Consider the following 12,576-nt stretch of genomic DNA (forward strand, 5'->3'; position numbering starts at 1 on the left):
TGAACGCTATTCGCCATGAGCGCCATTGAAAACGCTTTTCTGAATCTGAATTACCCTCCGCGGCTCGATCTTGGGCCGCAGCTGACGCACGAACAACTTCTCGCTTCCATGCAATCGACCATGGCGCGCCACAAGGGCGGGCCGGTGTGGCTGTTCGCTTACGGTTCGCTGATCTGGCGGCCGGAATGCTCGGCGGTGGAGCGGGTTCGCGGGCGCGTACATGGCTACCATCGCGGTTTGTATCTGTGGTCGCACGAGCACCGCGGTACGCCGGAAATGCCCGGTCTGGTATTTGGTCTGGATCGCGGCGGTTCGTGCAGCGGCTTTGCCTATCGCTTGCCGGAAGACAATCTGGATGCGGCGCTGTATGCGCTATGGAAACGCGAGATGCCGGTGCCATCCTATCGGCCACACTGGCTCAACTGCCGTCTTGCCGACGGTAGCCAGGTGCAGGCCTTGGGATTTGTATTGGAGCGACACCTGCCCAGCTATGCCGGCAACTTGCCGGATCACGTGCTGAGCCAGGTGTTCGAAAGCGCCAGCGGGCGTTACGGCACCACTCGCGATTATGTCGAGCAGACCGCCCACGCCCTGCGCAGCCACGCCATGCCAGACCGCAATCTGGAGGCGCGGCTCAAGCGCTGTCAATCACAGTCCGATCAGGCGACGGCTTCGCGACTCTGACTGGCGACTTGCTTGTGCCATAGCGTCGGGGCCAGGAAGGCCATCGCCAGCAGGCAAGCACCCACCAGCAGCACGAAACCACCGTCCCAGCCGAAATGGTCAACGGTGTAGCCCATCGCGGCACTGGCCGCGACCGAACCGCCCAGATAACCGAACAGACCAGTGAAGCCCGCCGCAGTGCCAGCGGCTTTCTTCGGTGCCAGCTCCAGTGCCTGCAGGCCGATCAGCATCACCGGGCCGTAGATCAGGAAGCCGATCGAGAACAGCGCGATCATGTCGACGGTCGGGTTGCCGGCCGGGTTCAGCCAGTAAACCAGCGTCGCCACAGTCACCAGTGCCATGAACACCATGCCGGTCAGGCCACGGTTGCCACGGAAGATCTTGTCCGACATCCAGCCGCACAGCAGCGTGCCCGGAATACCCGCCCACTCGTAGAAGAAATAGGCCCACGAGGTTTTATCCACGGTGAAACCCTTGGCTTCCTTGAGATAGGTCGGCGCCCAATCCAGCACACCGTAGCGCAGCAGATAAACAAACACGTTGGCCATGGCGATGTACCAGAGCATTTTGTTGCGCAGCACGTATTTGACGAAGATCTCTTTGGCGCTGAATTCGTCTTCGTGGCTGGCGTCGTAGCCTTCCGGATAGTCGTTCTTGTACTTCTCGATTGGCGGCAGGCCGACCGATTGCGGAGTGTCGCGCATGGTGATGAAGGCAAATACCGCCACGCCCAGCGCTACCGCTGCCGGTACGTAGAATGCCGCGTGCCAGTCGTTGAACAGGCCCATGCCGAGCAGGAACAACGGGCCGATCAGGCCGCCGCCGACGTTATGCGCCACGTTCCACACGGACACCACGCCGCCGCGTTCCTTCTGCGACCACCAGTGCACCATGGTTCGGCCACTTGGCGGCCAGCCCATGCCTTGGGCCCAACCGTTGATGAACAGCAGGATGAACATCATGGTCACGCTGGACGTTGCCCAAGGCGCGAAACCGAAAATGAACATCACCCCGGCCGAGACCAGTAGGCCGAATGGCAGGAAGTAACGCGGGTTGGAACGGTCGGACACCAGGCCCATGAGGAATTTCGACAAGCCATAAGCAATGGCGATCGCCGACATCGCCAGACCCAGGTCGCCGCGGCTGTAGCCTTCGTCGATCAGGTACGGCATGGCGAGCGAGAAGTTTTTGCGCAGCAGGTAATAACCCGCGTAGCCGAAGAAAATACCGGCGAAGATCTGCCAGCGCAGGCGTCGGTACGTGCTGTCTATTTTTTCTTCAGGCAATGGAGCCTGATGTGCGGCAGGACGAAAGAAAGCAAACATTCAAGAGCTCCAGATTTCTTGTTTTGACTGCGGATGCGAATGTTACAGTTTCGTTACCGAAAATAGCACCGGTTCGCATCGAGCAAATAGCGGAAAATGTTGGAAGTCGCATGTTCTTTTACGAACCTGTCGCTCAGCTGTAAGAACAGGGCGTTTTTGTGGCGGTCGAGACGTTGTGACTTAGACTCGCGATCAATCGACCGACTGATCGCAGAGAAAAATGATGGCCGTGAAAGTTCGCATGTTGCTGCCCAGATTGCTGGTTGCGGTAGCGCTCACTGTTGCAGTGCTGGCGCTGAGTTATGCGCAGGATTCTGCGGCGCCAGGTTTACGCAATGTCACTGTGCTGATCATTCGCCATGCGGAAAAGCCTGAGGTGGGTCGTGAACTCAATGCCCGGGGCGAACAGCGCGCCGCTGCCTACGCCGACTATTTCACCTCGCTGCAGCTGGACGACCAGATACTCACGCCCCACCGTCTGATCGCGACCGCTGACAGCGCGCAAAGCATCCGCCCCCGGCAGACCCTGATTCCGCTGTCGCAGCGCCTGCAACTGCCGATTGAACAGCCGTTTGCCAATAACGACGTCGACAAACTGGTCAGCTCTCTGCGCAAGAGCAATCAGGCGAAAACCGTGCTGATTGCCTGGCACCACAGCCATATCAACAAACTGATTGCCGCCTTCGGCGGTGATGGCCCGATGCTGATCGGCCAACCGAAATGGCCGGTGGATGTTTACGACTGGCTGGTTGTTCTGCGCTTCGATGACAAGGGGCATTTGATCCAGTCGCGAAGCGAGAAGGTTCAGGAACAACTGATGCCCGGCGATGTTGCAGGCTGAAGCGGTAAGAGGATCCGTCAGAAAAGTTACCTTTGAGCATTCGCGTGGCGTGATCGCCCGATTTACCGTCGTGCGTTGGGAAATGTCCTGCACCCAACGCAGAAGTTGCGCCATTCAGTTAAGCGTCATTGCTCCGTAACCTTTGTGCTGTTGCCGGGATTGGCATTCGAGCGCTAGGGGGGGGGCATGCGGTGGATTGTGGCGTTGTTTTTGTTGTCGGTCAGCGGTGTGGTGCAAGCGGCGGGAGCGCTGTTGATTCCCGAAGACAACCCACGACCCATTTATCCATTGGCATTGTTCCGGGCGGGGGTTACGGGAGAGGTGAAAGCCCGTTTCGTCGTCAGGGCGGACGGCTCTGTCAGCGAAATCAGCATTCTGAAAAGTGACCACCCCGATCTGGCTGAAGCGGTCAGAGTTGCGCTGGCGCAGTGGCGTTTCAAGCCTTGGGCCGTTGAGGAGGACAAACCCGAAAAGCAGGAAGTCGTCGCGCCGATGGTCTTTCGGCTCGATCTGGATCAGCCCATTCATGTCAATCAGCAACTGAAAGTTTTGCGATGCCGTTCGGTTAACGAGAATCTGGCGAATATTGCTGAGTATTCATGGATCGATTCGGCGGCGTTCGTACAAACCCGAGCCTATCTTACGAACGTCTTCCACAAGACTCAGCTGCCGGATGAACAGCGTCTGGCGATGATTGCGAAGATGAACAAGCGAGTTTCGATGATTGTGAGGAGTTGTCGAGAGAGTCCAACGCGCAAATTTGTGAGTCTGCTGCCTGTGGAAATTCCTGAGTTGCTTTGATTCTTAGCTAGACAGCGCCACAGAGTGTGGCGCTATTTTTTATTACTCTGGTTTAAAGCCAGGTTTGCCGTTTGCTAGGCGCCATTCTTTGATTTCTTCGAGCGCTCCTTCTGGGCTATCTTCGCGTCCTATTGGACGAGTTAAAACCAGCCGTTTCCTTGGATGTTTTGTTACTTTTTCAAAATGCCGCATCCGCCTGGAGGAATACTCACTATAGGCATCGCCCGAAAGACCGCTGTCATTCTCGAAGAAGCCTCTTAAAAAGTTAAGAATTCTAACTCTGTGTAATCCTCTAACTTATCTTTGAAATTCATTGTGGATTACCTTTTTTATGCAATTCTACGTGCGCTTTTGGAGTTAGGATGCTTAGGTTTTCCAGACCGTATACTTCTCCGCCATCAGCAATTCGGTGCTTGTGGTGTATTTCAATTTTTTCTCTGCCGCCGACGGTGTCCAAAGGCTCCGCATAAGGTGCTGCGCCGTTGGCCATTTGCTCCAAATCAACTTTACCGAACTGTCGCCTTAGTGACCCATCCGCTGCAACCGCTTTCCAGAAGCTTTCCCTGAATCTATCAAAATTCCTGAACTCCTGACCACGCAACTGATCGGCAATCTGTGCAGGAACCGGCGAGCCACTTGCTTGTGCCGCGCTACCCAACCAATTGTTGCCAACCACCTGCATTTGCTCTTGCCTGGTTATTGTTTTGCTCAAGGGTTTTTTTATGTATCAAGTAGGTTAATGCTGTTTGTTGGCGGGTAAGTGCTTCGACAGGCGTAATGCCGTGCACACCACCCAAGTTAGCAGTGATTGTAATGATCTCGGATTGAAGAGTGGCAGCAAGCTGACTGGATTTTATCTGGTGATCATTAGCGATAGTTGCCTTGCTGGCTTCGATTTTTTGAATCGTTTGCGAAATGATGATGGCTTCATTGATGTCGGCGATGTCTTGGTGAGATAACTGGCTGAATAAGTCTGAGCCGGTTCGGCTTCTATTTCTCGTTCGCCCAGTGCGGTCGTATCCCCCGCCCGCATTCGGTGAGTAAGTTGGCGTTTTGTAAGGGTTGATTTCTGTTAGGCCTAAAGGTAAGGGCTGGCCCGGTTGCCAGTTTTGATCACTCATACAGTTACTCCTTGTGTCTGTATGTGATCAAACTACTGTGATCTGCTGTAACGACTGCGGTATATAGTTACTACCGGTTATTAGTTATTAGTGGTAACGAAAGTTTTAAAAAAAACGGCCGGATAAACCCGGCCTTACTGGTGAGAGTCCTTCAGCGCACCTGCACCACCACCTTGCCCACCGCCTTGCGCTGGCCAAGGTCATTGATCGCCTGCGCCGCATTGCTCAACGGGTACACCTGCGACACCAGCGGTTTCAACTTGCCCTCGGCGAACCAGCCGAACAACTGCTGAAAGTTCGCCGCGTTATCCTGCGGCTGGCGCTGGGCGAAGGAGCCCCAGAACACGCCGAGCACTGCCGCGCCTTTGAGCAGGGCGAGGTTTACCGGCAGTTCCGGAATGCGCCCGCTGGCGAAGCCCACCACCAGCAGGCGACCATTCCAGGCGATGGCGCGGATAGCTTGATCGAACAGATCGCCGCCGACTGGGTCGTAGATCACATCGGCGCCTTGGCCGTCGGTAAGGCGTTTGATTTCATCCTTGAGGCTGGTTTCGCTGTAATTGATCAGCTCATCAGCGCCGGCAGCTTTGGCCACCGCGAGTTTCTCGGCACTGCTGGCGGCAGCAATCACCCGGGCGCCCATGGCTTTGCCGATTTCCACGGCAGCCAGGCCGACACCGCCGGAGGCACCGAGCACCAGCAGGGTTTCGCCCGGTTGCAGGTTGGCGCGCTGCTTGAGCGCGTGCATCGAAGTGCCGTAGGTCATGCTGAAGGCCGCGGCGATGTTGAAATCCATCGATGGCGGAATCGGCAGCACGTTATAGCCCGGCACCGCGACCTGTTCGGCGAAACTGCCCCAACCGGTCAGGGCCATGACCCGGTCACCGACCTTGAGGTGGCTGACTTTTTCGCCGACTTCGCGAACCACGCCTGCCGCTTCGCCACCCGGCGAGAACGGGAAGGGTGGCTTGAACTGGTACTTGCCCTCGATGATCAGCGTGTCCGGGAAGTTGACCCCGGCGGCGTGCACGTCCAGCAGGATTTCATTCTTCTTCGGGGCGGGGCTGGCGACCTCTTCCAGCGCCAGCGATTCGGCAGGGCCGAAGGCTTTGCACAGCACGGCTTTCATCAGGGCTATTCCTTTGGGAGTGATGGCCGATAAGTGTAGGTGTGTCAGTCAACGGGTCAACGAGCATACCCGGCCCTGATAGTCAGCCATAAGCTTGTGCTTGCGCGGCGGGTCGTTATGCTAGGCCGCAAACCGGATAAGGAGCGAATTGTGAAAGCGTGGATCATGTTGTTGCTGGCCCTGTCTCTGCCTGTGGCAGCGCTGGCCGAAGAAGCCAAAGAAGGCGAGGCGCCGAAGGTAAGCTACATCACCCTGAGCCCGCCGTTTGTGGGTAACTACGGGCTGGATGGCACACCGAAGCTCAAGGTCTACAAGGCTGACGTGGCGCTGCGTGTGACGGGCGAAGAGTCGGCGAAACTGGTCAAGGCCAACGAACCGTTGATCCGCAATCAACTGGTGGCGCTGTTTACGCAGCAGACCACCGAGGCGATGGGCAGCATCGAAGGTAAAGAGAAGCTGCGTCAGGAAGCGTTGAAGCAGACTCAGCAAGTGATGAATGACGAGACCGGCAAGCCGGTGGTTGAGGACCTGTTGTTCAACAACCTGATCATTCAGTAAGACTTCTGCTGTCCGGGCGAGCCTCTTCGCGAGCAGGCTCGCTCCCACAGGTTCTTCGGTGGATGCAAAAATGTGCATCATCACAAATCCACTGTGGGAGCGAGCTTGCTCGCGAAGGCAATCTCTAAGGCGAAGGATGATTCAAGGTTTCAACGCCATCACTGCAGCCCATTGCTCCGCCGTCACCGGCATCACCGACAATCGTGAGCCCTTCTGCACCAACGGCATCTCCGCCAGTGCCGTCTGCTGCTTCAGATAATCCAGCTTCAACACCCGCGCAAACGTCTCGACGTGTTCAACGTCAATCGCACTCCAGGCATTCTTCTCCGGCGTCGCCTTCGGGTCGAAGTAATGACTCTCCGGCTCCAGTGCGGTGGGGTCCGGGTACGCCGCCTTGATTATCTTGCCAATCCCGGCAATCCCCGGCTCCGGGCAGCTGGAATGGTAGAAAAAGAACTCGTCGCCCACCGCCATCGCGCGCAGAAAGTTACGCGCCTGATAGTTTCGAACCCCGTCCCAGCGTGCCTTGCCGAGTTTTTCCAGACCTTTGATCGAGAGTTCGTCGGGCTCGGACTTCATCAGCCAATAGGCCATGGTTTTTTGCTCCTGAAACGGTCATTGGGCAGGTTGTCGGGCAATTTTATGACAAACCGACAGTCGGTTGACGTCAGCGTTTGCGCGCAGGTTCACGTTGTCGCAAAATGCCGGCCTTTAAAGCTTGACGCTGCTGCACGGCCTACAAACGGAAACCGCTGCTGTCATCGTGATGATGTGCCTTGAGGGGGGCAATCGATGAAACGCAAACCGGATTTACTATGGACTTTGGTAATTTTGTTTGGCCTGGGTGTCGTGACCACCGGTTACGCGCAGAGCCTGTGGTCGAACAAGGCCGATGCGCCGATAGAAGTTGCACAGCAAGTACAACAGTCGACAGCCTTCAAACGCTGAAACTGCTTTCCCGACGCCGCTGATCTGCGCGGCGTCCTATCCTGCGAAATACCACGCCTTGTCGCTGACCGTGCCTTGTAACGGTACATCCCAGCTCGCCTGCGCCAATCGCTCGACCTTCTGACACTCATGGGCCAGCCCCAGCAACGTCGGCTTGCGCCAGTTTTTACGGCGGGCCAGATAGGCCAGACTGCGATCATAGAAACCGCCGCCCATCCCCAGGCGTCCGCCGACATCGTCAAACCCGACCAACGGCAATAACACCAGATCCAGCGCCCAGACCTTGCGTTGCCGAGCCAGATTGGCTTGCGGTTCGAGAATGCGGAAGCGATTGGGTTTTAGTTTTTCTCCCGGGCGAATGCGCTGGAAAACCATTTTGGTCCGCGGCCAGGCGCTGAGTACCGGCAGATAGGTAGCTTTGCCCCGACGTTGAGCCTCACGCAGCAGCAGGCGCGGATCGATTTCACCGTCGGTGGGCAGATACAGAGAGATGTGTTTGGCCCGGCGAAAGTGCGGGTCTTGCGCCAATTGCCGGTACAGGCCTTTGGCGGCCTCGCGTTGTTCGCTTTTGCTCAGCGAACGGCGCGCCTTGCGCAGCAGGCGGCGGAGTTGCGGGCGGGGCAGCAGCGCGGGTTCGGTCATGGTTCGGCTTCGGCAGGTTGGACGAAAACGTACGCATAAAAAATCCGATGGCGGTTTTCACCGACATCGGATTCGAATCAGGCTCCCCGGATGAACCGCTGTCAACTTAGCCCTTGAACCCGAAAGTTCAAGGTGGAAGATGCAGTAGACTTTAAGGCTTTCCGTCTAGCGGACATGCACACCAGCCCAACGTGCAACTTCCAGGGTAGTGCGAATCGGCTCAGGGACATCGTCAACTGGCAAGCACCCCAGGGAGTGCCGCGAGTATACCGCAAGCAGCCAGTCGAATCAGCCCTTGGTGGTGTTCTGATCGTCGGCCAGCACCAGATCGACACGATCGAGCAAGTCACGCACCTGTTCACGGGTCGAACCGCTGGCCTGGATATCCGGGCGCTCTTCTTTGTGCAAGAGGTCATGGGTGATGTTCAGCGCGGCCATCACAGCAATGCGATCGGCACCGATGACTTTGCCGCTGCTGCGGATTTCGCGCATCTTGCCATCCAGGTAGCGCGCGGCGCTGACCAGATTGCTGCGTTCTTCCTGCGGGCAGATGATCGAATACTCTTTGTCGAGGATCTGCACGGTAACGCTATTGCTTGAACTCATGAGTCTTGCTCCAAGGCCTTGAGGCGCGAAATCATCGATTCGACTTTACGCCGGGCGATTTCGTTTTTTTCAATGAGGTGAGCGCGTTCCTCGCGCCAGGTCTTTTCCTGAGCTAGTAAGAGTGCATTTTGACTCTTTAGTTGCTCGACTCGGCCAATCAGCAGTTCGAGTCTGGCCATCAGCGCTTGCAGGTCGGTGTCTTCCATTGTGTCCACGTGTTCGTCTGATGGGTGGTAGCTGGCGGACAGCCTTTAATAGTCTTGGCGAGTCTGTCGATGTAGGATACAAGGCCTTCATTCTAGACATAGCGCCGTCTGGCGCCTAGCTGCCCATGACCATTGCGAATTCCCCGTACCAAGCCTTTGCCACCCTGCTGACTGCCAGCGGCCATAACGTCTCGCCTGCCGAACTGCACGGCGTGCTGCTCGGGCGCAGTTGCGCCGGTGCCGGCTTCGATAACGAAGGCTGGCTGATCGACGCCGCCGAACTGCTCGAAGGCGACATCCAGGACAACGTCCGCAACGCCCTGATCGGCCTGCAAGAGATGGTCAAAGGCGAGCTGACCGGCGACGACGTCACTGTCGTTCTGCTGCTGCCGACCGATGACGCACCGCTGGCCGACCGCGCCGCTGCACTGGGCGAGTGGTGCCAGGGCTTCCTCAGCGGGTTTGGCCTGAACTGCCGCGACAGCAGCATGCTCAGCACTGAGGCCACCGAGGTGCTGCAGGATCTGGCTGCCATTTCCCAAGTGCAAGACGCCCTGGAAGAATCCGAAGACGGCGAAACCGACTACATGGAAGTCATGGAATACCTGCGCGTTGCGCCGCTGCTGCTGTTCTCGGAAACCAAGAAAGCCGACGTGACGCCAGCCGCCAAGCCGTCGCTGCATTAATCGCGTGCCAGGGAACGCCATCTGCCCATGACCCATATCCCGAAAGCGGAATACAGCCGTCGCCGCAAGGCCCTGATGGCGCAGATGGAGCCCAACAGCATTGCGATTTTGCCCGCCGCCGCGGTGGCGATTCGCAACCGCGACGTCGAGCACGTCTACCGCCAGGACAGCGACTTCCAGTACCTCAGTGGCTTTCCCGAGCCGCAAGCCGTCATCGTCTTGATGCCCGGCCGCGAGCATGGCGAGTACGTGCTGTTCTGCCGTGAGCGCAACGCCGAACGCGAACTGTGGGACGGCTTGCGCGCCGGGCAAGAGGGCGCGATCCGCGACTTCGGTGCCGACGACGCTTTCCCGATCACCGACATCGACGACATCCTCCCCGGCCTGATCGAAGGCCGTGACCGGGTGTATTCAGCGATGGGCAGCAACCCTGAATTCGATCGCCACCTGATGGACTGGATCAACGTCATCCGCTCCAAGGCGCACCTCGGCGCCCAGCCGCCGAACGAATTCGTTGCCCTGGATCATCTGCTGCACGACATGCGCCTGTATAAATCGGCGGCAGAAGTGAAGGTGATGCGCGAAGCCGCACGGATCTCGGCGCAGGCGCATATCCGCGCGATGCAGGCCAGTCGGGCCGGGCTTTACGAGTACAGCCTCGAAGCCGAGCTCGATTACGAATTCCGCAAGGGCGGAGCGAAAATGCCGGCTTACGGTTCGATCGTCGCCGCCGGGCGCAACAGCTGCATCCTGCATTACCAGCAGAATGATGCGCTGCTCAAGGACGGTGATCTGGTGCTGATCGACGCTGGCTGCGAGATCGATTGCTACGCCAGTGACATCACTCGTACCTGGCCGGTCAACGGCAAGTTTTCGCCCGAGCAGAAAGCGATCTACGAATTGGTATTGGCCTCGCAGGAAGCCGCATTCGCCGAAATCGCCCCGAACAAACATTGGAATCAGGCGCACGAAGCCACGGTTCGGGTGATCACCACAGGGTTGGTGAAACTCGGTTTGCTGCAAGGCGAGGTCGACGAATTGATCGCCAGCGAAGCCTATAAAGCGTTTTACATGCACCGCGCTGGCCACTGGCTGGGTATGGATGTGCATGACGTCGGCGAGTACAAGGTCGGCGGCGAATGGCGCGTGCTGGAAGTCGGCATGGCGCTGACCGTGGAGCCGGGCATCTACATCGCTCCGGACAATCAGAACGTTGCGAAGAAATGGCGCGGCATTGGCGTGCGCATCGAGGACGACGTGGTGGTGACCAAAACGGGCTGTGAAATCCTCACCAGCGGCGTACCGAAAACCGTCGCAGAAATCGAAGCGCTGATGGCACAAGCAAGGACACACGCGGCATGAGTCGAGTCAATCTGGCAATCATCGGTGGCGGTCTGGTCGGCGCCAGTCTGGCGTTGGCCTTGCAGGCCGGGGCCAAGGCGCGTGGCTGGAAGATCGTGCTGATCGAACCGTTCGCTCCCGGCGACAGCTGGCAGCCGAGCTACGACGCACGCTCGTCGGCGTTGTCCTTCGGTTCGCGGCAGATTTATCAACGCTTGGGCGTGTGGCAGGAAATCTCCCGCCGCGCCGAGCCGATCAAACAGATTCACGTCTCCGACCGTGGTCGTTTCTCCACCGCGCGCTTGTCGGCGATGGAAGAGGGTGTGCCGGCGCTGGGTTACGTGGTGGAAAACGCCTGGCTCGGCCAATGCCTGTGGCAGCACGTCGACAAAGACGTGATCAGCTGGCGTTGCCCGGCGGAAGTCACGCGCATGGAGCCGCTGCCCGATGGCTATCGCCTGACCCTCAATGATGAAACCACCCTTGAGTGCGACCTCGCGGTGCTCGCCGATGGCGGTCGCTCCGGTCTGCGCGAGCAGTTGGGCATCAACGTGCGCCAGCGTCCGTACAACCAGAGCGCGCTGATCGCCAACATCACCCCGAGCGAAGCGCACAACGGCATGGCCTTCGAGCGCTTTACTGACGAAGGGCCGATGGCGCTGCTGCCACTGCCGGAAAACCGCTGCGCTCTGGTCTGGACCCGTTTGGGCATGGACGCGCAGCGCTTGGCCGATCTGAGCGAGCGCGATTTCCTCAGCGAATTGCAGGGCGTGTTCGGTTACCGCCTCGGCACGTTGAAACAGGTTGGCGCACGACATCTTTATCCGCTGACGTTGGTCGAAGCCGAAGAACAAGTGCGCTCGCATCTGGCTGTACTCGGCAACGCGGCGCACAGCCTGCACCCGATTGCCGGGCAGGGTTTCAACCTGTCGCTGCGCGATGCCGATGCCTTGGCCGCTGCATTGCTGGCGAGTGACAAACCTTTGGGCGACTTCGCCACATTGCAGGCTTATCGCGAGCGTCAGCGTCTCGATCAGGATCTCACCGTCGGTTTCTCCGATCAGGTCACGCGCCTGTTCGGCAGTACGCAGCCGCTGGTTTCGCTGGGCCGTAATATCGGCCTGCTCGGCCTCGATCTGCTGCCACCGGCCAAGCGCTGGTTTGCGCGTCAGGCCATGGGCTTGGGAACGCGTCCGGATGCTTAAGTGGCTGACCGCTAAATTCGGCAAAGCGCGATTGATGCGCTGGGTGATGACGTTCTACCCGCCGTACCTCGGCGCCGGTGTGCGGGTTCGGCACATCAGCGATGACTTTCGCGATGTGCAGGTGTCGATGGGCCTCGGCTGGTACAACCGCAATTACGTCGGTACCCAGTTCGGCGGCAGCCTGTATTCGATGGTCGATCCGTTTTTCATGCTGATGCTCATGGAGAACCTTGGCTCGCGCTACATCGTTTGGGACAAGGCAGCCGACATCGATTTCATCGCGCCGGGCAAAGGCCCGGTGTTCGCCCGGTTCAGCATCGACGAGACACTGCTCGCCGAGATTCGCCGGCAAACCGCCAATGGCGAGAAATACCTGCCACAGTTGCAGGTCGACATTCATGACGGCGCCGGCAATCTGGTGGCGCGGGTCGGTAAAACCCTTTACGTGCGGCTCAAGCCGCAAGCGAGACAGGCTTAAAGCAT

At 58.3% G+C, this 12,576-nt stretch carries 18 protein-coding genes and 1 other RNA gene; 9 read left to right on the plus strand and 10 right to left on the minus strand.

All coding sequences use genetic code 11. The features are described from left to right. The first annotated feature begins 15 nt into the window (after window positions 1-15). Entirely contained in the window at window positions 16-684 is a 669-nt protein-coding gene (locus tag ACI514_RS26730; RefSeq protein WP_160059841.1) for a gamma-glutamylcyclotransferase, read from the plus strand. Here ACI514_RS26730 and glpT read toward each other — a convergent pair. Continuing rightward, window positions 660-2,009 (minus strand): glycerol-3-phosphate transporter, encoded by a 1,350-nt coding sequence (glpT, locus tag ACI514_RS26735; protein WP_016985912.1) that lies wholly within the window; start codon window positions 2,007-2,009, stop codon window positions 660-662. The genes ACI514_RS26730 and glpT overlap by 25 nt on opposite strands. Before the next feature lie 223 nt (window positions 2,010-2,232). On the opposite strand from glpT, the gene ACI514_RS26740 reads away from it, so the two are divergent. Together ACI514_RS26740 and ACI514_RS26745 are read left to right on the plus strand one after the other, a co-directional pair. After that, window positions 2,233-2,850 (plus strand): flagellar basal body-associated protein FliL, encoded by a 618-nt coding sequence (locus ACI514_RS26740; RefSeq protein ID WP_405122678.1) that lies wholly within the window; start codon window positions 2,233-2,235, stop codon window positions 2,848-2,850. Between the two features lie 186 nt (window positions 2,851-3,036). After that, on the plus strand, window positions 3,037-3,651 hold the full coding sequence (locus ACI514_RS26745; RefSeq protein WP_405122679.1) for an energy transducer TonB: 615 nt from the start codon (window positions 3,037-3,039) through the stop codon (window positions 3,649-3,651). Between the two features lie 42 nt (window positions 3,652-3,693). On the opposite strand, the gene ACI514_RS26750 is transcribed toward ACI514_RS26745, so the two are convergent. The 4 genes from ACI514_RS26750 to ACI514_RS26765 form a co-directional block, all read right to left on the minus strand. Further along, a complete protein-coding gene (locus ACI514_RS26750) occupies window positions 3,694-3,924 on the minus strand; it encodes a bacteriocin immunity protein (RefSeq protein WP_405124247.1) in 231 nt (76 codons plus the stop codon). A gap of 37 nt (window positions 3,925-3,961) precedes the next feature. After that, a complete protein-coding gene (locus ACI514_RS26755; RefSeq protein WP_405122680.1) occupies window positions 3,962-4,333 on the minus strand; it encodes an HNH endonuclease signature motif containing protein in 372 nt (123 codons plus the stop codon). Next, complete coding sequence (locus ACI514_RS26760) at window positions 4,302-4,772, minus strand: hypothetical protein (RefSeq protein ID WP_405122681.1); 471 nt, start codon at window positions 4,770-4,772, stop codon at window positions 4,302-4,304. The genes ACI514_RS26755 and ACI514_RS26760 overlap by 32 nt, the downstream gene beginning before the upstream one ends. 151 nt (window positions 4,773-4,923) lie before the next feature. Then, complete coding sequence (locus tag ACI514_RS26765; RefSeq protein WP_160059836.1) at window positions 4,924-5,901, minus strand: NADPH:quinone oxidoreductase family protein; 978 nt, start codon at window positions 5,899-5,901, stop codon at window positions 4,924-4,926. Window positions 5,902-6,051: 150 nt separating this feature from the next. Here ACI514_RS26765 and ACI514_RS26770 point away from each other — a divergent pair, with 150 nt between their 5' ends. Beyond that, window positions 6,052-6,459 (plus strand): flagellar basal body-associated protein FliL, encoded by a 408-nt coding sequence (locus ACI514_RS26770; protein WP_034151993.1) that lies wholly within the window; start codon window positions 6,052-6,054, stop codon window positions 6,457-6,459. A 141-nt stretch (window positions 6,460-6,600) separates the two neighbouring features. Here the strand turns inward: ACI514_RS26770 and ACI514_RS26775 are convergent, their stop codons facing one another. Then, window positions 6,601-7,053, minus strand: coding sequence for an EVE domain-containing protein (locus ACI514_RS26775; RefSeq protein WP_160059835.1), 453 nt, complete (start codon window positions 7,051-7,053; stop codon window positions 6,601-6,603). 198 nt (window positions 7,054-7,251) lie between these two features. Between ACI514_RS26775 and ACI514_RS26780 the strand changes: the two genes are divergently transcribed. Next, window positions 7,252-7,407, plus strand: coding sequence for a hypothetical protein (locus ACI514_RS26780; protein WP_016985917.1), 156 nt, complete (start codon window positions 7,252-7,254; stop codon window positions 7,405-7,407). Between the two features lie 36 nt (window positions 7,408-7,443). Here ACI514_RS26780 and ACI514_RS26785 read toward each other — a convergent pair whose 3' ends face one another. From ACI514_RS26785 to ACI514_RS26800, 4 genes are all read right to left on the minus strand, one after another. Next, a complete protein-coding gene (locus ACI514_RS26785) occupies window positions 7,444-8,049 on the minus strand; it encodes a 5-formyltetrahydrofolate cyclo-ligase (protein ID WP_160059834.1) in 606 nt (201 codons plus the stop codon). A gap of 79 nt (window positions 8,050-8,128) precedes the next feature. Next, a non-coding RNA gene (ssrS, locus tag ACI514_RS26790) (6S RNA) lies at window positions 8,129-8,307 on the minus strand. 30 nt (window positions 8,308-8,337) lie between these two features. Continuing rightward, the gene (locus ACI514_RS26795; protein WP_034151990.1) at window positions 8,338-8,655 is read right to left on the minus strand and encodes a cell division protein ZapA; all 318 of its coding nucleotides are present in this window, start codon (window positions 8,653-8,655) and stop codon (window positions 8,338-8,340) included. Continuing rightward, window positions 8,652-8,861 (minus strand): TIGR02449 family protein, encoded by a 210-nt coding sequence (locus ACI514_RS26800; protein ID WP_007911197.1) that lies wholly within the window; start codon window positions 8,859-8,861, stop codon window positions 8,652-8,654. Before ACI514_RS26800 ends, ACI514_RS26795 begins: the two co-directional genes overlap by 4 nt. A 125-nt stretch (window positions 8,862-8,986) precedes the next feature. On the opposite strand from ACI514_RS26800, the gene ACI514_RS26805 reads away from it, so the two are divergent. Genes ACI514_RS26805 through ACI514_RS26820 form a run of 4 tightly spaced genes read left to right on the plus strand, consistent with a single transcriptional unit; the run spans window position 8,987 to window position 12,571 of the window. Further along, a complete protein-coding gene (locus ACI514_RS26805; protein WP_160059833.1) occupies window positions 8,987-9,547 on the plus strand; it encodes a YecA family protein in 561 nt (186 codons plus the stop codon). A gap of 27 nt (window positions 9,548-9,574) precedes the next feature. Continuing rightward, on the plus strand, window positions 9,575-10,909 hold the full coding sequence (pepP, locus tag ACI514_RS26810) for a Xaa-Pro aminopeptidase (protein WP_116028461.1): 1,335 nt from the start codon (window positions 9,575-9,577) through the stop codon (window positions 10,907-10,909). Then, a complete protein-coding gene (ubiH, locus tag ACI514_RS26815; protein ID WP_160059832.1) occupies window positions 10,906-12,093 on the plus strand; it encodes a 2-octaprenyl-6-methoxyphenyl hydroxylase in 1,188 nt (395 codons plus the stop codon). The genes pepP and ubiH overlap by 4 nt, the downstream gene beginning before the upstream one ends. Next, window positions 12,086-12,571 (plus strand): DUF4442 domain-containing protein, encoded by a 486-nt coding sequence (locus ACI514_RS26820; RefSeq protein ID WP_160059831.1) that lies wholly within the window; start codon window positions 12,086-12,088, stop codon window positions 12,569-12,571. The genes ubiH and ACI514_RS26820 overlap by 8 nt, the downstream gene beginning before the upstream one ends. Window positions 12,572-12,576 lie beyond the last annotated feature (5 nt).

This window comes from Pseudomonas sp. M20 (assembly GCF_045037865.1).
Lineage (GTDB): Bacteria > Pseudomonadota > Gammaproteobacteria > Pseudomonadales > Pseudomonadaceae > Aquipseudomonas.

Bases quoted from the DNA above. Each gene is read 5' to 3' on its own strand.
- ACI514_RS26730 (WP_160059841.1), top strand. From the start codon at position 16: ATGAGCGCCATTGAAAACGCTTTTCTGAATCTGAATTACCCTCCGCGG.
- glpT (WP_016985912.1), bottom strand. From the start codon at position 2,009: ATGTTTGCTTTCTTTCGTCCTGCCGCACATCAGGCTCCATTGCCTGAA.
- ACI514_RS26740 (WP_405122678.1), top strand. From the start codon at position 2,233: ATGGCCGTGAAAGTTCGCATGTTGCTGCCCAGATTGCTGGTTGCGGTA.
- ACI514_RS26745 (WP_405122679.1), top strand. From the start codon at position 3,037: ATGCGGTGGATTGTGGCGTTGTTTTTGTTGTCGGTCAGCGGTGTGGTG.
- ACI514_RS26755 (WP_405122680.1), bottom strand. From the start codon at position 4,333: ATGCAGGTGGTTGGCAACAATTGGTTGGGTAGCGCGGCACAAGCAAGT.
- ACI514_RS26760 (WP_405122681.1), bottom strand. From the start codon at position 4,772: ATGAGTGATCAAAACTGGCAACCGGGCCAGCCCTTACCTTTAGGCCTA.
- ACI514_RS26765 (WP_160059836.1), bottom strand. From the start codon at position 5,901: ATGAAAGCCGTGCTGTGCAAAGCCTTCGGCCCTGCCGAATCGCTGGCG.
- ACI514_RS26775 (WP_160059835.1), bottom strand. From the start codon at position 7,053: ATGGCCTATTGGCTGATGAAGTCCGAGCCCGACGAACTCTCGATCAAA.
- ACI514_RS26780 (WP_016985917.1), top strand. From the start codon at position 7,252: ATGAAACGCAAACCGGATTTACTATGGACTTTGGTAATTTTGTTTGGC.
- ACI514_RS26785 (WP_160059834.1), bottom strand. From the start codon at position 8,049: ATGACCGAACCCGCGCTGCTGCCCCGCCCGCAACTCCGCCGCCTGCTG.
- ACI514_RS26795 (WP_034151990.1), bottom strand. From the start codon at position 8,655: ATGAGTTCAAGCAATAGCGTTACCGTGCAGATCCTCGACAAAGAGTAT.
- ACI514_RS26800 (WP_007911197.1), bottom strand. From the start codon at position 8,861: ATGGAAGACACCGACCTGCAAGCGCTGATGGCCAGACTCGAACTGCTG.
- ACI514_RS26805 (WP_160059833.1), top strand. From the start codon at position 8,987: ATGACCATTGCGAATTCCCCGTACCAAGCCTTTGCCACCCTGCTGACT.
- pepP (WP_116028461.1), top strand. From the start codon at position 9,575: ATGACCCATATCCCGAAAGCGGAATACAGCCGTCGCCGCAAGGCCCTG.
- ubiH (WP_160059832.1), top strand. From the start codon at position 10,906: ATGAGTCGAGTCAATCTGGCAATCATCGGTGGCGGTCTGGTCGGCGCC.
- ACI514_RS26820 (WP_160059831.1), top strand. From the start codon at position 12,086: ATGCTTAAGTGGCTGACCGCTAAATTCGGCAAAGCGCGATTGATGCGC.